We start from the raw sequence: 23,965 nt of genomic DNA, 5'->3' as shown, positions 1-23,965 counted from the left end.
TTTGCGTCTTCAATACCTAGCCCTAGCATCCCTGATAGTCTTGTATTCGCTAATGTTCATTGGCGGATATGTTTCCGCATCTGGCCTTGGATTGTCATGTCCTGACTGGCCGCTATGCCCTAATGGAATATTGCCTGATGATGAATTCTTCATAGAGTGGGTACACAGATTCGTTGCGGCAACAACAGGCAGCTTGATAATTGCGACAACCGTTGGAGTCTGGCTCAACAAAAAATCCGATGGAAAAATCAAGATGACATCTACCCTGGCAACAATATTTGTCATAACCCAGATAACATTGGGCGCACTGGTAATAGAGGCAAAACTGCATGCTGTACTGGTTGCTGTACACCTTGGAATTGGGATCTTGCTTTTTGCAATGACTCTGCTTACTGCGATATTTGCGTTTAGGATGGCAAGGCAGGCAGTATCCACGCAGGCCTAGCGCTTTAGTCTCTTTGGCAAATAGATATAGCCAAAAATGATTGCGGCACCTATCGCACCTGATGCTATTACATAGATGAAGATATAGCCAAAGGGACTCTGAGTGCTCATATTAAACGTGTGAGTGATTACCTTGCCGTCGTCACCGTACAAGTCCACCCGAAAGACATGGTTGCCGGGCTCGCCAAATGTATAGTCAAAGCTCCAATAGCCACCGTCAACTGTTTGTGGCGGGATTCCATCCACTTGGACATCGTCATAAAAAATCCTGATTCCTACGACAAACTCTTTGACGTCGTTTAGCTCCAGATCGGTTACATGCATTAGGATCTTTGCCTTTTGGCCTGCACTTGGGAATTCAGGATCTGTTGCTATTTGGACCCGATTGTTTCCTATGGTGGATTCTGCGGAATTGAACAAGGCGTGGCCATGGGCGTCATAAATGGGACATAACACCAAAACTATTAGTGCTAAAAATGCGACTTGGCGCATCATTTTCTGATCGCTGCGATCAATATAATGCAACTTGAATTTATTCGGAAACTGACAAAAGCTTTAAATGCAGACTTTGAAAAAGGCCCAACGTTGACCACAGTTAGCAAATCAATCGACATCAAAGCTCCCGTTGACACCGTTTTTACATACTTTGCAAGACCAGAGCACGTCTCTGACCAAATGTCTGACAAGGGTGTAGGAATGACAGTCATTCCAATGGATATCAAAGAGGGAATGGGTGTTGGAACAACATTTCGAATCGTAGGCGACTTTAGCGGAAAAAGACTAGAATGGGATTGCGAGACAACGGAATTTGTCAGGGAAAGAAAGATCTCTGCAAAAATGATCTCAGGACCATTCAAGAAATGGGATATTACCACGGAATTTACGCCAAAGACAGAGCGACTAACCACTGTCACAATGACGGTAAACTATGAGATGCCGTTTGGTCCACTGGGCGGAATCCTAAACAAGGTAAAATTCGCCAAGACTGCTGAAAAAGGAATGGAAAGCGCACTCTTCAGAGTCCGAGGACTGCTAGAAGGAAACGGCTCCATACCAGTATACATCACACTGGATGCATACCAAAAACTATTGGCAGAAAAGAAAAAGATGAACAACATCCCAGTTTCGACAGTTTTGACTGCTATTCTGGACAAATACAGCGAAATCGAAGCAAAAACTTCAAACTAAATTTTTCATCTCAATTAAATAACCGTACCATTGTTTTTTGCTTGGTGGGGGTCTGTGGCTCAGCCAGGTAGAGCGAAGGACTCTTAAAATTACTTGGAGACATCCTTATGTCGTGGGTTCGAATCCCACCAGACCCGCTATCATAAAGTGCTTTTTATGGTTCCAGACCACATGATAGTATTATGAAGATAGAGAACAAGGATTTGCAGATCACAAACCATAGTGCTTTAGAGTTATTCTATCATGGAATAAAGTCCAAGGAAACCAAGGACAAGTACACTAGGACTTTGCGAAGAATACTCAATGATATCTTGGAAAATGTATTGGAGGGAAGCTTTGAGGAAAGGGCTTCGCAGCTTGTCAACAAGACCAAGAAAGACCCTGACTGGGGAATGTCTGTGGTACTTGCACTATCAAAGAAGCTGAAGGAAAGATCAGAGCTTCCAAAGAATGACCCAAACTACCTCAATCCATCCACTATTCCAAACTACTTCAAGCCTGTGAGAAAGCTGTTTGAGATGAACAATGTTCCATTGGTATGGAGAAGGGTGATGGCGACCTTTCCGGAACTGGATAACAACGACAAAGGCAGGGCCTACACCAGAAAAGAGATTGCAGACATGCTCAGGTTTGGCAACGGTGCAATCGACAGGGCAATAGTGCTAGTTGCTGCAAGTTCCGGCATACGCGTGGGAGGATTTGATCTCACATGGGGAGACATGAGACCAGTCTACAGAATAGGTGACAAGCTAGCTTTTGACATAACAGAATCCGAACAAACCCATGCACAAGTCGTCTGTGCAATACTAACAATATACAAGAACACACCTGACGAGTATCCTGGGTTCATCACTCCTGAAGCATACAATGCAATACAAGATTACAAAAAAGAATGGGTCCAACAAACCGGAAAAGAACCAAAACTGCAAGATCCTCTTTTCAAAAAAGATGGAGTCTTTGCAAGAAAGCTTCCACCAAATGCTGTCAGGGCCAGGATTGACGACATACTCAAAAGGGCACAACTCAGGACTCCGTTGGTAAAGGGAAAGAGAAGACATGAAATTCCGGCAATGAACGGCTTTAGGAGATTTTTCAACAAAGTCAACAAGGAGACAATATCAAAGGACTCCCACTTGGCAGCCTTGATCAAAAAGGAATTCATGATGAACCACACCGGCTTGGTCAAGCTGGACAGGAACTACTATCAGGCACACATCTTTGAGCTGATTGAGGAATACCTGAATGCAGTGCCAAACTTGACTATCTCGGATGAGGAAAGGATGAAAGTAGAAAACAAAAAACTAAGAAATGAAAAATCTGAATTGGAGAAACAAATACCTTCCCTTGTGAATGACGCTGTTGCTAGAATCAAGGATGAGCTCTACAGAGATGGCTGGAAAACTAGGCCTTAGTGTTATTTTTCCATATTTCGTATAGTGCCTCACCAGACAAGATAAGAGGAAGATATTCTTTCACCCCAATCGTGTTGATGTTATTTTGATTAATCCTGTCTATGTTGGGAGAGCCGTCTTTGTTGAATAATTCCCGTTCAATCTCTGATGCAATTTTCAAACAAAATGATTTCTTTAGTTTTATCTTAGAATCACCAAACAAAAGCTTGGGTAATTGGCTTGCCGCACCGCTTTTCGTATTTTCGATTAGCAATCTAGCTATGATTGTCTTAATTGGACCATCAAAAATTCCGTTCCCGTAGAGAATTTTATAATTCTGAAACATATCATCCATTTTGGAAATAATATCTCGTAGAACACTATCATAATACTCTTTAAAACCAAAATAAGAATCAGATGTACTGCTTTTTACAATTGCTGCAAAATCTATTAAAAGCTGAGCATTACTTGATTCAAAATCATACATTGATTTACCGTCACTATCTCTGATTTTTACCACAATGCAGTTGGATTTACTGTCGAATTTCTGCTTCAATCTCTGAAACTCTAACATCAGCAATCTGAGTTTATGAGCAGCCTGTACGGGTAGTGGAACATCGTCTCGTATGCCGTAATAATACTTGTCAGTCCCAATTTTCCTAAAGATGTCCTCTCTGAGCAATAAATCAGATATTTTTTTAGAGGGTGGAATTGAAAAGTAAAACTCTCTTCCCTTGTTCTTATTTGTAGTATACACCAATTTGGTTGTGCCTATCTGTTTTTTAGCGATCAATTCTGAGAGTCTCTTCCGTACTGTCTTGTGATCCTGCAATCCACTGTTTGACACTATTTGTCTAAACAGAACTGGCTCATGTTTGCTAACATATTTGATGATTTTGTGCTCTGATCTTCCAACTGCTTTTTTCTGCCTCTTGTCTAATCCTCTTGCCAAACCGCGACCCCCACAATGTAATCCAAGTCATTCTTTGATAGACGTTTGACTATAGATAATTATTGGAAATAAGAAATGTTAGGACTCTAATTGAAATCGACCGTAATGTTTGGTCCCAGACAAAAGCATTTGCGACGTTGCATGGAATAAACATTTCGGCAGCACTGAGAATTCTATTAACTGAGTCTCTGGAAAAAAACGGCTTCAAGACATCTGACTTGAACTGCAAGCAAGAGGAGAAGTTGTTTTGAAGCTAATTCTTGAGATGTTGTGCAGCGGTTGCATCGACTCTAACTGTACAAACCACTGTGACAAAATTCTCAAAAGAGATTGTGCAACTGGACTTGAATTCGAAGTAAGGTGCGTCTGCAACAAACATGGAGATGACGGTGTTGTTCTATAGATGCAGATTTGATGACAAAGAGGCCGAATCGGAAGACAGTCCGGTATTTTCTGAATGTAGGTCGCGAGGCCACGAAATCATGTCGTTCTTAGGCGATGACGACAAAGTCCCAACTGCAGTTGAAACCAAACCAATTGTTACTTCGATAGAACCTCTTTCAACCGCCTTGTCCAGAATGAATGAAGCAATCCGATCCTCTTTTCCCAGTATAATCTTTGCAGTGACTGTGTGTCTTGCAATAAAGGCACAAATGTCCATTCAAGGGGTGACGCAGGTATTCACTCTGATATTGATGGGTAATCCATCCAGCTACAAGTCGACGGTGCTTGAGATACTGGCCGCACTGCCTGAATGTTACGTGTCGGATTCCTTCACCCCAAAGTCGTTTGTGAGCCATTCCGCAAACTCCTCAAAGAAGGACCTAGAAAAAGTGGACCTCCTGCCCAGAATCAGGCACAAAACGCTGGTCACGCCGGAGCTGGCACCGCTTTTCTCGGGCAATCCAGACCAGCTCGTAGAGTATTTCGGCATGCTAACACGAATTCTGGACGGACGTGGATTCAAGTCTGATTCTGGCGTCCACGGAAGCAGGGGCTATCAGGGAGACTACTCGTTTACCTGGCTTGGTGCAGTTGTTGACATACCCCATCGGGTGTGGAAGTTGTTGGGCAATCTGGGACCAAAGATCTACTTCCTGCGGCTTCCGTCAGACCAAAAATCCGGCAATGAAAAAATCAACGAGATAAAACAAATCCTAAAGGGCCAGTCGTATGCAGCAAAGCTCGAGTCCTGCAAAGAAAATGTCAAAGAATTTTGGCAATTGTTTTTGGCGTCTGTGTCAAACCGCAAAGTCTGCTGGGACTCTGAAAAAGACGATGAAGCCACACTGGAAAAAATAATCCAAATGGCAATGATCCTGGCAAAGCTGAGGGCATCAGTGCCGACATGGCACACGGCAGAATCCGATTCAGGCGGTGCAAGCTACAATTTTGAAACCCCAATAGAAGAGAATCCTTCCAGAGCAAGCAGTGCACTCTACAACCTGGCCAGGGGCCATGCAGTGCTCAATGGCAGAAACCATGTAGCACCGGATGATCTCAGGGTAGTTGTCCCGGTTGCCCTGTCAAGTGCGGCAAGGGAACGTGTTGAGCTGCTGCGGCTTTTGATTGAGCATGATGGAGAACTAAACACAGATGAATACATGGAAGCATCAGGCGTCTCGCGTGCAACGGCACGCAAGGAGATGGAGAGACTAGTCAAGATAGGACTTGCACAGAGGATGGAAGTGGAGGGAGAAACAAAGCCCATCATGGCGGTAAAGCTAAAGCCGGAATTCGACTGGTTTCTGTCCACGGAGTTTCTTGGATACTGGCACGAGTTCAAGGCAATACTCAACCCAAGATTTTCTAAATTATCTCAGGAAAATTTAGAAAAAAACGGGATGAGTGGGGGTCGTGAGGCGGTTGTGCCTAACACAGCTACACTTGACACTCATCTGGAGGCACAAATTTGAGCCCTCCACGCTGGCGTTCAAGGGGTTCCTATGGAAAGATGATGCACAAGACCATCAAAAATCTGCAGCAGCGATTCGATGGTGAGTCGGACCTTGGCAAAAGTGTGGCCTTGGCAAAAACCATTGGCTACTTGGTCAGCGTGCAGGCCTCCCTCATCAAGGACGAGGAAAACTCGTTTCTGGAAGGGCGTGTGGAAGAGCTGGAAATGAGGTTGGGCATCAAATGAACAGGTTTCCGACGCCAAGGCCTGTGTCATCCAACGGAATGGTTCTCAAGAATGTACGGTGCCTCAAATGCGGCAAGCTGCAGTGGATCTTTGGCAACTGCCGTCGTTGTGGTGGAAAGACGAGGGAGGTTGCAGACAGGCATGACTAGCATGAACCTTCAAAAGCGGATATCGATGCTAGAGGCAAGGATCAAAAAGTCGTCATCCACACCGTCGGTGCCTGCAGACTTTGTGCAGTTCAATGAAATGATAGGACCGCCGATCCATCCAAAGACAAAACAGCCAACAAAAATCTTTGACTACCAAAGCAAGCTTGACAGAATAATCAACCAGTACCATCGAGTCATGCTCAACAAGTCCCGAAAGATTGGTGCTACAGAGACGGGACTCAGATCCATTGCAAAGAACTGCTTTGATAGATATGCAGGAGGGGATATCATGATAGTCGCAGGTAATAGACAACGACAGGCAGATAGATTGTTGGACAGATTTGACAAGCTGTTCTGGAATGGATTTGTTGATTTGAATGGAAACGAATGGAAATACTCGGATCTCATAATAAAAAAGACAAGCTCAACTTTGGAGTTCTTTAATGGTACTACAATTCACACATTCCCTGCGGCACCGGAGGCACTCAGGGGCTCGGAGAATGTTGTATGTGTATTTCTGGATGAGGCGGCACATTTCAAGCTAGTTGATGACAGAGTAATCTATGATGCTCTGGAACCAAACATAGCAAACACTGAAGGAGATTTCATTTGCATTTCCACGCCTAATGGCAGGCGTGGTTTCTTTTACGACTTGTGGATTGAGGAAAATGAATACTACAAACTTGCACAACCATACACTGTATCGTATGGACTTTTACTGTCAGAATCATACATAAATTCCAAGAAAAACGACCTGAGAATCGACTTTGAGCAGGAGTTCAACTGCCAGTTTACGACATCGCAGAATGCGGCATTCCCTGCAGGACTGTTTGCAAGTAAGACGCTTGAGGACTATGAATTGGTGAGTCTATGATCACATCTTGGAAAACAAGTGATGGACCTCTGATAGAGACTTTTGGAGGACAAGATCTAGCTAAACGCCGAGATTATTCTGCACTGGTTGTATTGCAGTGCATAAACAACGAGATCCTCAAACTTGTATTCCTGAAGGAGTGGGATCATGTTGATTACAAAACTGTAATCGCAGACACCAAGAGATACTTCAGATACTTTTACTGGACAAAACTCGGAGTGGACAGGGGCGGCATAGGAGACTCTGTCATAGAAGAATATGCTGCAGAGAATGCAGAAGGGATTGTGTTCACGCAGAAGGCCAAGGAAGAGATGATTGAGCACATAATCTTATTGCGACAACAAGGCAAACTGATACTACCATCAAAGGGTGCGGAGAAGCTAATCCAGCAGCTTGAGGAACAAGAAAGAACTATCACAGATGCGGGAAATGTGAAATTCAAACATCCTGCAAGCGGCCATGATGATTTGCTATGGGCACTTGCACTGGCATGCCGTGTGGCGAAACAAGAGATGGAAAAACCATTGCCTCTTGCAATGTCGTTTGACATGACTGATAGTGTAGATCCAAGTTCACCTGCTGTTGTTGAAAACACATTACGAAAACTGGCAGTAAGTGGGTTCACGATAACGTCTGTAAAGACGTCGATGCCACAAGGAGGTGAAAATAACTGACACTGGAAAAGATGGATGAGCGGCTGATTACTTTCCTTGAATCGCTAAAGTGGTCCGAAATAAACAACCGTGTACTAAGTTATCCTAGCGATCAGAAAAAGCTAATCAACAACTTCCGTAAGCTGCTACAAACTGGAGTGCCATACAGCATAACTGATATCAGAAACTGGCTAGTATTCCATCAACCTGAAAATATGCTAAGTGATACAGTAATAGATGATATAGTTAGGTTGGCAGAATACGTGAAAATCGACTTCCATGAAGAAGGTCCGTTCTATGTGTAGTGAGCTATAGCATCAATGAAGCATTTAGTTGCACGGTTGCAACATTACTATGCCATTGTTTGAAATAATCCTCATGAACCGTGTGTATTGGAATTATCTTCTTTGTTTTTGTTTCTTGTACAATGTGTCTGATTTGGTCGCGTGAGCCATGTCCTGATACATGAGTAACATTCCAATTATCTTCACTTTTCAATAATCCAAAATGTACTAGCCATCGCTTTATTCTTGCATGATCTATGTGCATTTCGTCATTGAATGGCTCAGTAGAAGACCTCACATAACTAGAGCCATCTTCAGGTCGTACATCAATTAGCTCTTGGAGCTTATAATCACTACAATAAAAAACATAATCGCTTTGTTTTTCCTGGATATTTCTATAATCAATTGAATTCTCGTAATCTAAGAATTCCCGTTCCCACATATCGTAATCAGCTTGAATTTGTTTTTCAGTCCAATATTCAGAATTTTTATCAACAAGTCCCCAATCTTTTCTGGGAATGTAGATTTTGATCGTATTATCATCTAATCTCGGATAAATTCCTCGGTATGATTCGGATTCTTGAAATAATTTTAGCAAATATGCCTGCTTTAGATCAATTGCAAGAAATCGATTGGCTTTTTTTGCAGCATTATAGAAAGAAAGGAGCCTATCTAGATCTCTTGTTGGATATGAAACTGTTACCAATCCTTTAGTTGTATTAATTATATCTCCAATGTCTTTTTCCACTTCAAATTCCGTTGTGGATGTAGCTTCGTTGATTCTAGTACCCTCACACAACAGGTGATCTAGATCTGATGAAGCACATTTCTCAACAAATTTTTCACTTTCATTTTTTCGTCTACCATGAAATCTAATATCTGCAGTATATGCTATTGACCCTTTTGAAGTGTGAATTACATAACCGCAAACCCCTGGTAAAGAATGATCTACAGGTATTGGTTCTACCTTAATTGAATCAATACTGAATTCTTTGTATGGTGTTACTATTCTAATGTCGCGTTCTATGATGTCTCGGTTTTTGTCTTTTTTAGCTCGACTTATTTCGCCTTTATCATTTTCATAAATTCTAAAATTTTCTTTGTACTTGATGTACTCATCTCCACTTCCCGTATCTTGAAATGTTTTCATAATCAGCTTTGTTGCTTCTGTACAGTAAATTGGAATTTCAGGCCTTAGATAATGGATGTATGCTGCATGATCAACATGAGCATGAGTCAATAACACAGCATCGCATTTTGTCTCCTTGTCATGGTCCGCCATGTTTGTGTGCTTTGCGTAATCTTTTCTGTAAATCCCTTCAATCTTAGGTAGAAGTCCGAATTCAAAAAGATCTCCCATCCCATTGAGTGTTCTTGGCTGCATAAAATCACCAAAAAATTCGTTAGCTCTACCCATCTGCATTCCAAAATCTAGAAAAATCCTCGTTCCCTTATCCTCAATTAGAAATTTGTTACCACCAATCTCATTAATTCCGCCATAGAATGTGATTTTGGTAGACAATAAAATGAACGTCTTTTTGATATAGAAAAACTTGATCTATTTGATTATCTGCTTTTAGACAGTTTTTTTGGTTTTTCGCTTACTAATTGAACTAGTTTTTCCCAATCAATTTGACCATTTTTCTGGCAAAAATCCTTGGTGAACTCAAGCGTAAAACGATTCACTGCATGTTCTAATTGTGGTTTGTATTTTTCCATGTGTTTTCTTGGGATATCTCCCATAAGTCGAATCAATTTGATGTAAAAATCAGAATCTCCGGTTAACTCTTCCCAAAATGCTTGACCAGCAATTTCTCTATAACTCTTGTTCTTTTTTGGAGGGATTATTTTTTTTCCATAAGAATATGCAAGTACCGGATCAAATTCTTTTCTAATTTTATATAATCTATTACGTAATTCATTGAATTCATCATTCTGTCTTTTTTTAGCAGAAGAGTTGAATGGATTCGGTCCAGATTTTACAGCATAAGCTGTGTATCGATCATTGGTTTCTACTGCTATATCTACACCCTCGCTTGGAGATACTACTCCTCCCGATACTTGTTTGGCAATTGGTTCAAAAAATTTATCGCCAAACATTGTCTCATCTGATGATGAAATGTACGCCATGAGTATTTGTTCAACTAAATCAGATGCTTTTTCTGTATTGAGTGCTTTGAAAAGATATGGATTTTTTCGTCGCAGTATGATTTTTAATTTTAATTCCTCTAACCTAGCAAGTCTACTCTCATAGAAATCATTTAGGCATTTTTCAATTAAACATTCTAATTTGTTACCATCTATTCTTGCCATAATGTCATTGTAGATTGTTTTTTATTTTGCATATTCTTCGTTTTATTTTTTAATGATTCTCTTCCAATCTCTTTAATTCTTTCTAGAGCATGTTTGTAGTATTTTGTATTTTTTTCTGAGCCAAGAAACTGTCTGTTAAGATTAATCGCTGCAATTGCTGTCGTACCACTTCCCATAAATGGATCAAGTACTATATCGCCTTCTTTTGTGAATAATCTGATAAACCACTCTGGCAATGATACTGGAAATGCCGCACTATGGTTTACATTGGAACATTCAGTTGCCATATGTAAGACATTGGTAGGATATGCTGTTTTTCTATCCAGCCAATTTGATACATTTTTACCAAAACCGCTTAAAACTTTAGATTCGTCTCTTTTTTTGTCAGTTTTTGATAGATTTTTCAGACGTTTTTCAGCCCAAGAGCCCATCGGTACCATGACTTCATCTTGATACATTTTGAATTTCTTTTGTTTCGTAAAATGCAGACATCTTTCCCAGGCGTCTCTAAATCTATTAGGCCATTTACCTGGGAACGTATTCCTTTTATGCCAAATGTATTCTTCAGTCCAAAGCCAACCCTGTTTTCTCATTTCTAATATGAGCTCTAGCACATAAGTCCCACGTTCACCATCAACAGTTCGTTCTTTTATGTTCAAAATAAAAGAGCCATCTGATTTGAGTACTCGTTTTAGTTCTAAAGAAATTGGTAAAAACCACGGAACATATTCCTTTATTGGAACACCGACATAGGTTTTTTTCCTATTATCTGCGTATGGCGGAGATGTTATTATGAAATCAATAGAATTATCATCTAGTTTCTTTAACATGTCTAGACAATCTTTATGATATACATTATTGAGATTTAGTTTCTTCATACTACCTTATTATGAAATAATTTTTTCCATGTTATTATTCTTTTAAAATTAAATTATTAGCAGAAAATCATTGTATTAGATCCAATCACTATTTTAGATGTATTCGCGTCTTGACACATTCTTGTTCATATTCCTCATTATTTAGAATATTGATGACTGGATTTTGAATTTTAATTATTTCACCGTTATGTGATTTTGATTTTATATCTATCTCAGATACAAAATAAATCCAATATTTTGAGCCGAGTTCTTTGGCTTTGTCTATTTCATTACTACTCAAGAAAAAAGAAATTCTCTTTCCTGTAGATCCTTTTACTTCGATAAACCTATTGAATTTCAAATCTCTTGTTTTACCATCAAATGAATTGATGTCGTAACCAGCATTAACAAAAGTACTACTGATGTTTTGTACCAAGTCGGATTCAGCCTTTGCGTTTTCGTCGCTATAAAGTCGTCGCTTTTCGTGCTCAAAAACAATTTTTTCAGCAATTTTACCTATAATTTTCTCAATTTTTAGTATCTCCATTAATTCATCATCAGTAATATGATGTTTAGGCATAAGTAATGCAGAAATTAATCCAGCAAATTTTTCATTTACAATTAACAAATATCCATGTTCTACAATTAATTCTGTTTGTTTGAGTAATGATAAAAAGACAGGATCTGCAATTAATGGAATTTCATTTTTTAAAGAATATGTGAATGTTTGGCGTCTATGATCAACATAAAATTGTTTTAAGATTTGTAATGTTTTTTCTTTATGGTCATTTTCAAGAAAACATTGTTTGATCAAAACTTCTTTTTGATCTGATGTTAATTCATATTGTCTTTCCTTATTTAACAAAAATAATTGCTTACCAGTATTTGTAAGAAACAATAGATCAGCATCTTCATTAATAATATTCATAGAATTACAAAACGAAATTGTTTCATTATGATCTGGTATGATTCCACCTAATACAATATTTTTGCATTCATCAATTACATCTAGCTTCTTTGCTACGTCTTCATTCAATTCTCTTTGTTTGATAGCAAGAAGGAGTCGATTAATTTCCTTCAGGTTGGTTAACATTTATTTCACTTTTTTTCTAAGATATTCAATTAATTCTTTATAATTATCTTCAATTTCGGATTCTGATACCTGTGTTTCATTAACATCTAAATCAAACACATTGATATCTTCATTCAATAAATTATACATATTTTGGATTTTATGATTTAATCTTTGATCAATTAATTCATCATAGGTGTCTTTTGCTATGCATAACCAATATGTCACTTGGGTATCGGAATCCATTCCGATTCTATGTATTCTGTCTAAAGACTGCATATATTGGCCGGCATTGTATGTTCTATCTATGTAAATGGCATTATAGCAAACTGTTTTGTTTTGATATTTATGGAGAGAAACAGATTCTGCACATGAAGCAGGCGTGGCAATTAAAACTCGTGGATTGGAATCTGATTTGAATTCTTGAATCATTTTTTCTCTATTTTGTTCAATATCTTCAGATTCGTCTTTTGATACCCTACCGTCTACCCACAACGGTTTGACATCAGCTAAAAGCTGATCTTTTAGCATGTCGATATTGTGCACAAAATTTGTCCAGATGACAACTTTTTCGCCTTTTTCTAATAACTCTCTGGCTTTCCTTGTCGCCTCTTGTAGTTTTGATGGTGTTTCTCCGTATGTTGTATAATTTTCAATGAGTTCAGCCACATCAATTCCATCATCAGAAATTGGTTCTAATTCAAATTCTGTATCTGTTCTATTTAGTAAGGCGGGATTGGATGCTGCTTGAATCAGTCTAACCATTTTAGCACGTCTCCATTTCTGCATTCTAGCACTTTCGACAATTGACTCTACATGCATTTTTTCTATCTGTTCGAATGTTCTTAACTCAATTGAATCGTAAATTCTCTTTTGAATTGGTTGAAGTGGATAGTAAATCTTCTCATATTTTGGTTCTTTGAGATTAAGTGTTTTCTTAGCTATTCTTGTAAATAAAGGATTTATTCGTTCATTATATTTTCCTAATCCATTTTTTAATTTAGTATAATCTCTGAAGATCTGAGGATTATCAAGAATGCTAGATAATGGCCAAAGAAAATTAAATTGTGTCCATATGTCTTCCCAGCTATTTGGCATCGGAGTTCCAGATAGAATGAATCTTCTTTTTGCATATGGTGCAAGATCGATTAATACATTTGATCTAACTCCTTCAATGTTTTTAATTTGATGTGACTCGTCTAAGATCATTAACACGTCGTTTCTTTCTAAAAATTGGCTAATTGCGTAAGAATGATTTGGTGGTAGCTGATAAGTTGAAAGGATCAGATCTTTGTTGTTTGTATCTGTTAGTATGTGGGAATCGACTCTGTTTCCTTCTAATCTAATCGAAGATGGTTTGTATCCAAAACATGCCTGAAATTCTTCCTCCCATGGAACAAAAGCAGCTCTGGGACAAACCACAAAAATCTTATTTACAATTCCTTTGTGTTTTAGAATTGAATATGCAGCATATGCAATTGTGGTCTTGCCACTACCTGGAACAGAAAAATTAGCTGCATTTCCAATTTCTGTTAAATGTTTGACAGATTTTTTCTGATATTCCTTTAATTGTCTTTTAAAAATAACTGGTAATTCAATAAAAGTCTCCTCAGATGTTTTTATTGATCTGCCTATCTCTAACGCTTTTTCATAGCTAGATTCATCTTCAGAATGTCTGGAAATTAGCTGTTTACAATTTTCATCTAATGCAATTTTCCACCCTCTACTTTCAAAAAATTGTATTGTATCACTTAGAACAGTATGTAAATATGAAAGATTTGAAGGTCTATCAAAGGTAAATGAATTTGTCTCTTCATCAAATATAGATCCCATGCTTTTGAAAAAAAGACTAACTTGATTATCTATCTCGGAACTTTTAATATCAGAAAAGGATATTCGAATTTTCTGATTATCTAAAAATATTGCGGGCATGTAACTATTGTAATTTTTGTAATTCTTGTAGATAACCAAGAATTTTTTTGATTAGTTGATCGTATTCTGCCTTTTTCAGCTCAGGATTTGTATAATCTAACGCTTCAAGATTTCCCAATATGGTGTTAAGGATCTGATATGGCCTATCACGATTTTCCTCTGCTTTAACTCTCTCAAGACATGTTTCAAAAATCTCTTTTGTTCTTTTTGGATCAGCGCTCACATTCTGAGCCGCAGTAATAAAAATTGGCTTAATCTTTTGATTAAGAACTACATTTGGAATTTTTCTAATTTCCATATGTGTTGCACCTTGATTTATTACGGAAAATGCAACTTGTTTCATATTTAGTAAATCCAATGGGCCAAAAATTGGAGATTTTTTATTTTTGTTTTTAGATAGTATAGATTTTTGAAAATCAATAAAATGCTCATTTAATCCGTCAGCTGCCAAATATTGTCCAGGCTTTTTAATAAAGTCCAGATACTCTTCAATTAGTGTTAGACGTTCTAATCGTTCTTTAATGTCATCAACAGTAAATCCGCTAAGTGTTTTTGCTATTTGCTCTTCTGTTAAACCTGATGTGACTCCCTGTTTGATTTTGAGTAGCTCGTTTATTGGACCATAGTCTAGTTGTTCTTCTCTTGCAAGTTGTATTCCTATTTCTATTTTGTAAACATCAGATTCACTGACATGAGGTGGTAATCTAGCTACTTCCATGTATCCATATTTTGGATCTTCTTTAGCTAAAAGATTCAAAACAGACATACGTCTATTTCCGTTTATAACAAAACCATCATGTGTAATTATGCCTGAATCCCGTTGACCATTATTGCGAATATCCTCTTTAAGCCATTTAGTCTTAGAGTCATTTTGATCTCTTAGCATTTTTTCTATTTCTTTTGCATCGTTGGGATTTTGAGAATCAAGCTCTCGACCTAACTTCTTTTTTAGCTCAATGTACTCAGCAGCAAATCTTCCATTCTGAACATTGTAAAAAAGCATATTCAGAGGAAGTCGATAGACCGGAATGCGAGTAATTTTGTCCTGTATTGTTACTTTTTCTGTGAAGTCTGTCTTACAGGTAGGATAATCTGATATATAGGAATCAATTCTTTTGGCATTTTCAGTATTGATTTCCATATTGCATGAGAATAAGTAAACTAAATAAAATTTTACAGTTATTTGTAATAGAAAGTTTAATTCTGGTTTTATAGAATTTGTGTTGTTTGGCAGATCCACTTCAAATTTTAGAAAAAGAACTACCACTATACATTCAAGATGTGAAAAATAAACACTCTGAAAATGCTAAAGCAGTGGCATTTTCGTCGTTTATTCAAAAAGTCTTTGAAATCGATATTTCAAAGATGGATTTTGAAGTCCCTACCGAAAGTAAATTTCTGAAATTAAGGGGAAGAATTGACGCAGTTTTTGAAAATATAGTGATTGAGTTTAAACGAGATTTAACCAGGAGTCTTGAAGAGGCAAAAGATGAACTAAAAAAATATTTTCAGTCATTAATTGAAAAATTCCCTACTTCGAAATATATCGGAATAGCTAATGATGGAATCAAATTCAAAGTTTTTCAACCTATTAAGAAGAACGGAATAGTAACCGACATAGAAGAAATTGGCAATATTGATCTTGAGACATCTGATGTCAAAGTAATTTTTAATTGGTTTGACTCGTATTTCTTCACATCAAAAAAAATTATCCCAACGTCAGAACATTTGAAACAAAGCTTTGGTTACAACAGTCCTACATATGCGGTGGTAAGACAAGAACTGTTAGAATTATTTGATAAAGTTAAGGATGAACGCAGAGTAAAAACAAAATATGATAATTGGACAAGATATTTAGAAATTGTTTATGGAGATAAACCAAACGAGATAAATCTATTCATAGCTCATACCTATCTCTCAACTTTTGCAAAACTACTTGTCTACCTGAAACTTTCTAGCAAGAATCAGTTTAGAAATTATGATGCTCCACCAATTTTACAAGGATATATTTTCGCAAATTATGGAATTAGAAATTTTGTTGAAGAAGATCTATTTACTTGGATCATGTATCCATCAATTAAACGAAAATCCAGTGAGATATTTGAGAAATTATTGCGTGATCTAGAGATCTATGATCTAGATCTAATTGATGAAGATGTACTAAAAGAACTATATCAAGATCTAATACATCCTACCATACGAAAACAGCTTGGAGAGTTTTACACGCCAGATTGGCTTGCAGAGAAAATTGTGAATGAAATACTTCAGGAAAACCCATCAAAAAGTGTTTTAGATCCATCATGTGGTTCTGGAACGTTTCTATTCAAAACTATATCATATAAAATTAAGAAACTTGTAGATGTAGGCTTAAAAAAAGAAGACGTTTTGACACATATTCTTGAAAATGTTATAGGTTTTGACATTCATCCATTAGCTGCACTAATTGCAAAAACAAATTACCTTTTAGCCATGCGTGACATTCTGCATTATAGAAGAGGACCAATCACGATTCCTGTTTATCTGAGTGATTCTCTAAAATTACCAACAAAAAAAATGGAAGTAACTAATGCAATAACTACCTTCGAATTTGATACTCAAATTGATGGTAAAAAATTTGCATTTCCTTTGGACATTGTGGATAATATTGTGAATATGGATGATGTGATTGAGAAAATGAAGGTACATGGACATGAGTTAGAAGAACACATTGATGATATCAAAAAATCTTCTTACAAAATTGACATCAATGAAACTGCAAAAAATCTAATCAGAAGTTTTGACAAAGCAATATCAAACGTAAAAAATGATGCCATGAAACAATTATTGCTTCATAATGTTGAAACACTTTTCGAAATGATAAAAGATGAATCTGACTCCATTTGGCCGTATATTTTAAGAAATATGTATAAACCCATTGCAGTTTCGCTTAGAAAAGTTGATGCAATTCTTGGAAATCCACCATGGATTGCACAACAAGCGATGAAAAATTTAACATATCAGAATTATCTGAAAGAAAGAAGTAAAACATACGAATTATTTGACAGTAAAAAAATTCATAATATACCTAATCTTGATCTTGCCACTCTATTCTTTTGTCAATGTTCTGACATCTATCTTCGCGATCACGGCAGTATTGGGTTCGTAATGCCACGTTCTATATTGATAGGTTCGCAACATGAAAATTTTCTTAAATTTAAAAAACCAAACATGAAAGTTGAGAAAATATATGATCTTGAACAAGTTGAACCATTATTTAGAATTCCATCATGCGTAATTTTTGCTAAAAAATCTCAATTAACGGTCTATCCGGTTACAAAAGAAATGTTTTCAGGGGTTCTGCAAACTACTAATGCTCATCTATCGGATGCTGAAAAAATAATTAAGTTGAACACATCTTCTTTTGAACCTGCCAAGCGTTCAACAGATCATAGTATCTATCATACTAAATTCTCAAAAGGTGCAGACATAATACCTAGATGTTTTTGGTTCATGGAAGTAAAGAATAATTCATTTTTAGGTTTTGATCCACAGAGTCCATTTGTTGAAAGCGAATTCAATAAAAATGCAAAAGTGCCATGGAACAAAATAAAAATTACTGGAAACCTGGATAAACAATTTTTGTTTAACAGTATCTTGAGCACTGATTTAATTCCGTTTGGTAGTTTAAGACGACATTTGGTGTTTCTACCAGTTTTTATGAATAATGGAAAAATAAAACTAATTAATAATTTTAATGAAATAGGATTAGAATTTCAAAGTACAAGAAAAATTTTACAAGAAATTGAATCATTGTGGTTACAACATAATAAAGAAAAAGCTAAAACTATTACCGCATATGAATGGTTAAATTATAGAAACAAGCTCACAGTACAGAATCCATATCCAAAATTCAAAGTTCTGTATGTGGCATCTGCAACTTATCTGACAAGCTGTGTTATTGAGCCGCAAAAAGAATTCACATTTGAAGTCAATAATAACAAATTAACGACAACTGGTCTCATAGCGGATTCTACAATTCTTTATTATGATACTAATTCTGCCGAAGAGGCTCATTATCTATCTTCAATATTAAATTCGACAGTACTGGATCAAATGATAAAACCATTGCAATCTGCAGGTACATTTGGTCCACGTCACATAATGAAAATTCCATTAACATTCCCAATTCCAGAATATGACTCAGCCAATTCGGATCACATTAGATTAGCGACAATCTCAAAAAATTGTCATGATAAGGTAGAACACATGTTGGCCTCAATCACACAGAAATCAACTGGAAAAATAAGATCAATAATTAGAGAATCATTAAAATCGGATATTTCTGAAATTAATAAAATTGTTAAACCATTATTGAATGCCTAAAAATCATTTCAGTATATTTTAAAAGACTAATCTCATATCAAATTAAGAGATGTGTGATGATAACAAATGACGATTTGAAGCAATATATCAAGACTAAATATGGATTTGAACCAAAAAATGCGTGGATCTCACATGCAAAACAAATCTATGGCTTGCCTGTTAGAAACCCCTCTTACGCTATTGGAGAAAAACGACCGTGGCCATGCCCAAAAAAGAGATTACCACAACTCAAAGAAGCTTTTGAACACTTTGGATTACTAAAATAAATATTTGATCCTATTTTCTTATGATCGTACCACAATAATTCTTAACTAATCCTATGTGATTTGGTAATGTAGCGTGTCTGGGAATAGAGGAATTTGTATAGTATGTAGAAAAACAAAAGAAAACATAACAAAACATCATGTCATAGAACTAGATGACAGAGTAGTTTCTGTATGTAGAGATTGTCATGATGTAATTGAATGGTGGAGACGAGAGCTAGACCTCATGAAGAATACAAAATAATCCAGATGTTGGTTTATGTCAAAATATAACAAATTCATTGAATTTCTTAACAACCAACCAAGTAGTGTTATTACATGTAGTTTCAAACAAATCGAAGAAATTATCGGTGAAACATTACCGACTTCTGCTTATTCATATGATGCTTGGTGGTCAAATAACCCGTCACACCCATTGATGAATTTAGTATTAGAGTCAGGTTGGACAAAAACAAACATCAATTTACAAAGTAATCAAGTTACGTTCTCAAAATCTAACAAGCAGACAATATCATTTGTTGAGCTGAAAAACTTTCTTACTAGTCAAATGACAATGTTTGCAAACTATCAACCCGTAATAATCAAAACACTACTAAATTCTCCGGATTATCGAGCCCATCGTGATATTATAACAAAAAATCTAAAAGAAGCAAACAATTTTGATGACAAAGATTATGCCCAAATAGCTTATGATGTACAAAAAGAAGTACTTGGTAAATTTGGCAGAAATCTGGTTCTCAGAGATAGTCAAACCTCAGACTATCTGTTAAATCTCGATAAAAACACATCTGAATCTCAACGTCAAGAGTTAATCAAAATCTGCGAACAGAAAATTAATGAATTTAATTCAAAGAGATCAAAAATCGCTATTTGTTGGCCAACTGATATTGATGGTGAAAAAATTGAAAAATTCTCTCAGGTTATTCAAGCTAATGGCAAGGCTCTATGGGGTGTAAATTGGGGAGCTACACAAGTTCAAACATCAGATTATCCAATCAAGGGTTACCTGTACCATAAACAACAGATAATCGCAATTGCAACAATTATCGATATTACTTCAGCAGAATCTACTACAAAAGAAGATCTAACACTCAGACCAAAAGAGCTAGGATATCCTTCAGACGATTACAAATTCTATATTCACATGCAAAGTATCAAGAGGTGTAGGCCATTTCCACACACAATTCTTGAATTATACGATCCTGATAAAAAAATCCCAATTATCATACAACAACGAGTCTATGTAAAGGAGCTTAATGATGACTGGAAATATCTACAGACGCAAACTTCGCAAGCTCAAATTAATTATTGGAAAATATCTCCTGGAGAAAAAGCAAAACTTTGGGATGAGCAACTAAAAAACAAAGTAATTGCAATAGGATGGAATGAAGTAGGTGATCTTACCGGAAGAACGATTGATTCTATTCGTGATTCTATTAGACAGTATCATCCAGACTCTAATTCATTATGGCAATTCAAATTATTTCTGAAAATAAAGGAGGGAGACATCATAATTGCAAATAAAGGCATGAGTAAAATTGTCGGTATTGGAAGAGTTTCCGGAAAATACCAATACCGAAATGATCTTACTTTCAAGCATGCATATCCAGTAGATTGGTTTGATATTACTGAAAGAGACATTCCAAAACAGTCTACATGGTACATTACAGTTGAAGCAGTTACAAAGGACCAATACAATCGTATTTTGGAGGGAAACTTGATGAAAGACTCTGATCCAGTAATTGAAAATATTGTTGGTAAATTAATTACTAATAAACAAATTGTACTTTATGGCCCGCCTGGAACAAGTAAGACATTTACTGCAAAAAAAGTCGCTATTTCATTATTATCTAGTGAAAATGTCACAGATGATAATGTTCCAGAACTATTTGCTAAATTACAAAGTGAAGGAAAAGCCGAACTAGTTCAATTCCATCCTAGCTATTCATACGAGGATTTTGTTCAAGGAATTAAACCAACTACAAAGGATGGAATGATTTCGTATGAAATACGGGATGGAATATTTAAAAAATTATGTTATACAAAAACAACTGACACAAAACAACCAACTGCAAATATTGTATCACATGAGGACATCAACAAACCAATCTACGATACTACTGTTGGAATAAAACTACAACGATATGGAATCAACCAAATATCTTCAGAACAATTTTCGAAAATTATTTCACATGTTGAATCAAATGGACAGAGAATTAGTATTTTTGACAATATTACAATTCCTACAAATTGTTTTATTTTGCGAAGTGTTGAATCAACTGTTAATCCATATGGCGATGTAGTTGGTAAACAATACGAATTCAAAGAAGGAATTCCAGGATCACGACAGATTATTGCGGCAATAAACAAAGGCAAAGTGCCATTTTTTTATTATAATGATGCCAAGGGCGGCATATTCGCATGTGGCATTATTGATGGCTTTCTGGGAACTGGTTCACCTTCTCAAACCAAAGTATTGATAATTGATGAGATTAATCGAGGAAATCTCTCAAAAATCTTTGGAGAATTAATTTATGCACTGGAGTATAGAAATGAAAAAATTCGTTTACAATACTCTGAATTCGATAAAGATAGGAATAACGACATGCTATCTGTGCCTGATTCTTTGCTGATCATAGGAACCATGAATACTGCAGATAGAAGTATTTCATTATTTGATAGTGCATTAAGACGAAGATTTACTTTTGTATCTCTGATGCCGGATTTTGATGTCATACTTAACCGTGCTGGAATCCCAATTGATATTGAAGATGAAAACATAGTACAAAAATTATCTACTTTTGATTCTCATAAAAGAAGAATTATCTTATCTATTCTGGCTATCAAAAAAATTAATGAGAGAATAATTTCTGATATAAGAATGGGTCGAGAAAAACAAATTGGCCATACTTATCTTTTAAAAATTGTTGACGATGCAGAACAATATCTAACTGTCTGGAAATATCAAATACTGCCTCTATTGGAAGAATTCTATAGTTCTAAATTTGATGAATTGACAAATATTCTATCTGAAGAAATCATTGATGTTCAACAGGGTATTCTTGATTTTGATGAAGAAAAATTAGATGATCTATTAGAATCAATTATTGAAAAATAATGCAAAAATCAATTACAATTAATGAGTGGGAATCATCTGATTTAGTTAATCTTACAAAACAAGAAATTGATTTTTTAAACGATAAAGTCAATGAAGGAAAATCCAATTCAAAAATTGAAATCCTAACAAAAGGAAATGATCAATATTATCTAAAAGCAACAAGTTGGATTGGTACAATAAAACTTCCTACATCGCATTCAATTACAATAAAACCAAAAGTTGGCAATCTAAATTTCTTTAAAATGTTAACCTATTGTGAAAATTATGATGGGATTCAGTTTTTTGATCCTGTTTATGCATCTGAAGGCAAGGATTTGGTCTATTTTATGGGCAAATTATTTGTCGATACTATTAGACCAATAATTGAAGAAGGAATTTACAAAAACTATGTACCAATTATAGATGAAATACCAGCTGTTAAAGGCAGATTATTGTTATCTGAAAATATACGACATCCACGTCTAACTCATGAAAAATTTTGGTGTGAACACGATGAATTAACTGAAAACATCATGGAAAATCAAGTTTTATTGTATTGTACACATTTACTTTCTATTTTTATTAGAAATGATGATGTTGGTAACGAACTAAATCACATACAACAATTTTTTGAAAATCATGGTGTATCACTTACATTTCTAGAATCATATCATTTAGACTCAATTTCACTACAGAAACACAATGAACATTATGAAAAAGCTTTACTGCTCTGTGAATTTATTTTAAAAATAATCTGGTATAATGATTTCACCAGAGAAGAAAATCTACCGATTTACGGATTTTTGTATAACATGAATACATTATATCAAAAATTTGTGACAAAGATTGTTCAAGAAATCTTAATTGGTTATGATGTGTATGCTGAATTAAAAAATGACGATATGCTAATTCATATTCAACAACCCAATTACACAACAAATCAAATTCAAAGAGTGATTCTAAAGCCCGATATTGTGATTAAAAATAAGCAATCAAAAGACTCCATTCTAATATTAGATACAAAATACAAAGAAAAAGTATCTACAAGCGACATCTATCAATCACTTGCATATTCGATTACCTTTGAATGTCCAACCATACTTTTAATCCCAGAATTTGGTTCTAAAATCTTAGACGGATTCATGTTGAATCCTAAATTCAAAAAAGATGCTCAAATTTTTGTCCGTTCTATTGATTTTTCAGACGTGGTAAATTTTATAGAGAAAACTAAATTTGAGATAAAAACTACGATATCGCCATTTCTAAAATCAGTCAAAGAGCTTTCTAATTTCGTCTGACGCATAAGGTAATAATGCTTTTTTAGTTTCTAACACTAATTCAAATCCTTTGTTAAATTCATTCACAATATTATCAATTGTAGATGGAAATTGAGTTATTGATATTCTACACATTTTTTCTAATTTCCCATACGGTTCCAGTACATCCTCTTTGAAAACTCCAACTAAATCATCAAACTGTAATTTAGCTGGTTTAAGATCTTGTAGTAATCTTTTGTATTCAGAAACTATGAAGTTTTTTTTTGCCTGATCATTTACAAAATTAATTGGCGTTGTACCGTTATGTGCATTTAACAAACTATCTTTCTGCTCTACAACTAACCAGAGCCAACCTAAAATCGCATTTGCGTATACTCTACGCTTTACGTCTAAAAGATCTCGTAATTCTTTGTTTATTATTTCAATTTCTTTACTTTGATATGCCTGAATAATAAAAATCACCAATCCTAAAACTATACCAGATCCACCTAGAATTGTTTGAACATCCTCATTACTCAATTTCGGATAACCTGTTATCTGTGGTAACACTAACATGATAACAAAATAAATGGTAGTTAAAACAGCAGCAAATCCAATCCAATTGGGATTTAATTTGTATCTGTTCATAGATAACTTTATTCATTATTTCTAATAATATGTTGTGCAGGAGTAAATCTCATTATCAATTTGTATTTTCAATGTTTTAATTTAATC

General features: G+C 35.8%; 23 protein-coding genes and 1 tRNA gene. 15 read left to right on the top strand and 9 right to left on the bottom strand.

Annotated features, from left to right (window positions below):
* Position 1 precedes the first annotated feature (1 nt).
* Positions 2-445, top strand: a complete 444-nt coding sequence (locus tag NAQ_RS06190; RefSeq protein WP_100182715.1) for a COX15/CtaA family protein — start codon at positions 2-4, stop codon at positions 443-445.
* On the opposite strand, the gene NAQ_RS06185 is transcribed toward NAQ_RS06190, so the two are convergent.
* The gene (locus tag NAQ_RS06185) at positions 442-939 is read right to left on the bottom strand and encodes a hypothetical protein (protein ID WP_100182714.1); all 498 of its coding nucleotides are present in this window, start codon (positions 937-939) and stop codon (positions 442-444) included. The two genes, NAQ_RS06190 and NAQ_RS06185, sit on opposite strands and share 4 nt — an antisense overlap.
* Positions 940-1,029: 90 nt before the next feature.
* Between NAQ_RS06185 and NAQ_RS06180 the strand changes: the two genes are divergently transcribed.
* From NAQ_RS06180 to NAQ_RS06170, 3 genes are all read left to right on the top strand, one after another.
* Positions 1,030-1,632, top strand: a complete 603-nt coding sequence (locus NAQ_RS06180; RefSeq protein WP_100183489.1) for an SRPBCC family protein — start codon at positions 1,030-1,032, stop codon at positions 1,630-1,632.
* 48 nt (positions 1,633-1,680) lie between these two features.
* Positions 1,681-1,769 (top strand) — tRNA-Lys (locus tag NAQ_RS06175).
* A gap of 45 nt (positions 1,770-1,814) precedes the next feature.
* Complete coding sequence (locus NAQ_RS06170; protein ID WP_100182713.1) at positions 1,815-3,044, top strand: integrase; 1,230 nt, start codon at positions 1,815-1,817, stop codon at positions 3,042-3,044.
* Here the strand turns inward: NAQ_RS06170 and NAQ_RS06165 are convergent.
* Positions 3,034-3,975: a hypothetical protein gene (locus NAQ_RS06165; RefSeq protein WP_100182712.1), complete on the bottom strand. Its 942-nt coding sequence runs from the start codon at positions 3,973-3,975 to the stop codon at positions 3,034-3,036. The two genes, NAQ_RS06170 and NAQ_RS06165, sit on opposite strands and share 11 nt — an antisense overlap.
* 62 nt (positions 3,976-4,037) lie before the next feature.
* Between NAQ_RS06165 and NAQ_RS06160 the strand changes: the two genes are divergently transcribed.
* From NAQ_RS06160 to NAQ_RS06140, 6 genes are all read left to right on the top strand, one after another.
* Complete coding sequence (locus NAQ_RS06160; protein ID WP_100182711.1) at positions 4,038-4,226, top strand: hypothetical protein; 189 nt, start codon at positions 4,038-4,040, stop codon at positions 4,224-4,226.
* Entirely contained in the window at positions 4,223-4,378 is a 156-nt protein-coding gene (locus tag NAQ_RS10140) for a hypothetical protein (protein WP_162858673.1), read from the top strand. The genes NAQ_RS06160 and NAQ_RS10140 overlap by 4 nt, the downstream gene beginning before the upstream one ends.
* Positions 4,368-5,891: a hypothetical protein gene (locus NAQ_RS06155; protein ID WP_100182710.1), complete on the top strand. Its 1,524-nt coding sequence runs from the start codon at positions 4,368-4,370 to the stop codon at positions 5,889-5,891. The genes NAQ_RS10140 and NAQ_RS06155 overlap by 11 nt, the downstream gene beginning before the upstream one ends.
* Positions 5,888-6,118: a hypothetical protein gene (locus NAQ_RS06150; RefSeq protein ID WP_162858672.1), complete on the top strand. Its 231-nt coding sequence runs from the start codon at positions 5,888-5,890 to the stop codon at positions 6,116-6,118. The genes NAQ_RS06155 and NAQ_RS06150 overlap by 4 nt, the downstream gene beginning before the upstream one ends.
* 90 nt (positions 6,119-6,208) lie before the next feature.
* Positions 6,209-7,141, top strand: coding sequence for a terminase large subunit domain-containing protein (locus tag NAQ_RS06145; RefSeq protein WP_162858671.1), 933 nt, complete (start codon positions 6,209-6,211; stop codon positions 7,139-7,141).
* Entirely contained in the window at positions 7,138-7,815 is a 678-nt protein-coding gene (locus tag NAQ_RS06140) for a phage terminase large subunit family protein (protein ID WP_100182707.1), read from the top strand. Before NAQ_RS06145 ends, NAQ_RS06140 begins: the two co-directional genes overlap by 4 nt.
* Before the next feature lie 288 nt (positions 7,816-8,103).
* Here the strand turns inward: NAQ_RS06140 and NAQ_RS06130 are convergent, their stop codons facing one another.
* From NAQ_RS06130 to NAQ_RS06105, 6 genes are all read right to left on the bottom strand, one after another.
* On the bottom strand, positions 8,104-9,600 hold the full coding sequence (locus tag NAQ_RS06130) for an MBL fold metallo-hydrolase (RefSeq protein ID WP_245871553.1): 1,497 nt from the start codon (positions 9,598-9,600) through the stop codon (positions 8,104-8,106).
* Between the two features lie 44 nt (positions 9,601-9,644).
* On the bottom strand, positions 9,645-10,391 hold the full coding sequence (locus NAQ_RS06125) for a PmeII family type II restriction endonuclease (RefSeq protein ID WP_100182704.1): 747 nt from the start codon (positions 10,389-10,391) through the stop codon (positions 9,645-9,647).
* Entirely contained in the window at positions 10,379-11,221 is an 843-nt protein-coding gene (locus NAQ_RS06120) for a DNA-methyltransferase (RefSeq protein WP_420887478.1), read from the bottom strand. The genes NAQ_RS06125 and NAQ_RS06120 overlap by 13 nt, the downstream gene beginning before the upstream one ends.
* 136 nt (positions 11,222-11,357) lie before the next feature.
* A complete protein-coding gene (locus tag NAQ_RS06115) occupies positions 11,358-12,341 on the bottom strand; it encodes a protein NO VEIN domain-containing protein (RefSeq protein WP_100182702.1) in 984 nt (327 codons plus the stop codon).
* Entirely contained in the window at positions 12,342-14,291 is a 1,950-nt protein-coding gene (locus NAQ_RS06110; protein ID WP_100182701.1) for a DEAD/DEAH box helicase, read from the bottom strand.
* Positions 14,257-15,393, bottom strand: coding sequence for a ParB N-terminal domain-containing protein (locus NAQ_RS06105; protein WP_162858670.1), 1,137 nt, complete (start codon positions 15,391-15,393; stop codon positions 14,257-14,259). Before NAQ_RS06105 ends, NAQ_RS06110 begins: the two co-directional genes overlap by 35 nt.
* Positions 15,394-15,479: 86 nt before the next feature.
* Here NAQ_RS06105 and NAQ_RS06100 point away from each other — a divergent pair, with 86 nt between their 5' ends.
* From NAQ_RS06100 to NAQ_RS06085, 5 genes are all read left to right on the top strand, one after another.
* The gene (locus NAQ_RS06100; RefSeq protein ID WP_100182699.1) at positions 15,480-18,614 is read left to right on the top strand and encodes an N-6 DNA methylase; all 3,135 of its coding nucleotides are present in this window, start codon (positions 15,480-15,482) and stop codon (positions 18,612-18,614) included.
* A gap of 56 nt (positions 18,615-18,670) precedes the next feature.
* Positions 18,671-18,880, top strand: a complete 210-nt coding sequence (locus NAQ_RS06095; RefSeq protein WP_100182698.1) for a hypothetical protein — start codon at positions 18,671-18,673, stop codon at positions 18,878-18,880.
* A 73-nt stretch (positions 18,881-18,953) separates the two neighbouring features.
* The gene (locus NAQ_RS10135) at positions 18,954-19,121 is read left to right on the top strand and encodes a hypothetical protein (RefSeq protein ID WP_162858669.1); all 168 of its coding nucleotides are present in this window, start codon (positions 18,954-18,956) and stop codon (positions 19,119-19,121) included.
* Positions 19,122-19,136: 15 nt separating this feature from the next.
* The gene (locus NAQ_RS06090) at positions 19,137-21,995 is read left to right on the top strand and encodes an McrB family protein (RefSeq protein ID WP_245871552.1); all 2,859 of its coding nucleotides are present in this window, start codon (positions 19,137-19,139) and stop codon (positions 21,993-21,995) included.
* Positions 21,995-23,272: an McrC family protein gene (locus tag NAQ_RS06085; protein ID WP_100182697.1), complete on the top strand. Its 1,278-nt coding sequence runs from the start codon at positions 21,995-21,997 to the stop codon at positions 23,270-23,272. The genes NAQ_RS06090 and NAQ_RS06085 overlap by 1 nt, the downstream gene beginning before the upstream one ends.
* On the opposite strand, the gene NAQ_RS06080 is transcribed toward NAQ_RS06085, so the two are convergent.
* Positions 23,243-23,878 carry a hypothetical protein gene (locus tag NAQ_RS06080; RefSeq protein ID WP_100182696.1) on the bottom strand — a complete coding sequence of 212 codons (636 nt, stop codon included), beginning with the start codon at positions 23,876-23,878 and terminating at the stop codon, positions 23,243-23,245. The two genes, NAQ_RS06085 and NAQ_RS06080, sit on opposite strands and share 30 nt — an antisense overlap.
* Positions 23,879-23,965 lie beyond the last annotated feature (87 nt).

Source organism: Candidatus Nitrosotenuis aquarius (genome assembly GCF_002787055.1).
Taxonomy (GTDB): Archaea; Thermoproteota; Nitrososphaeria; order Nitrososphaerales; family Nitrosopumilaceae; genus Nitrosotenuis; species Nitrosotenuis aquarius.
This window is presented reverse-complemented; position numbering and strand designations above follow the sequence as displayed.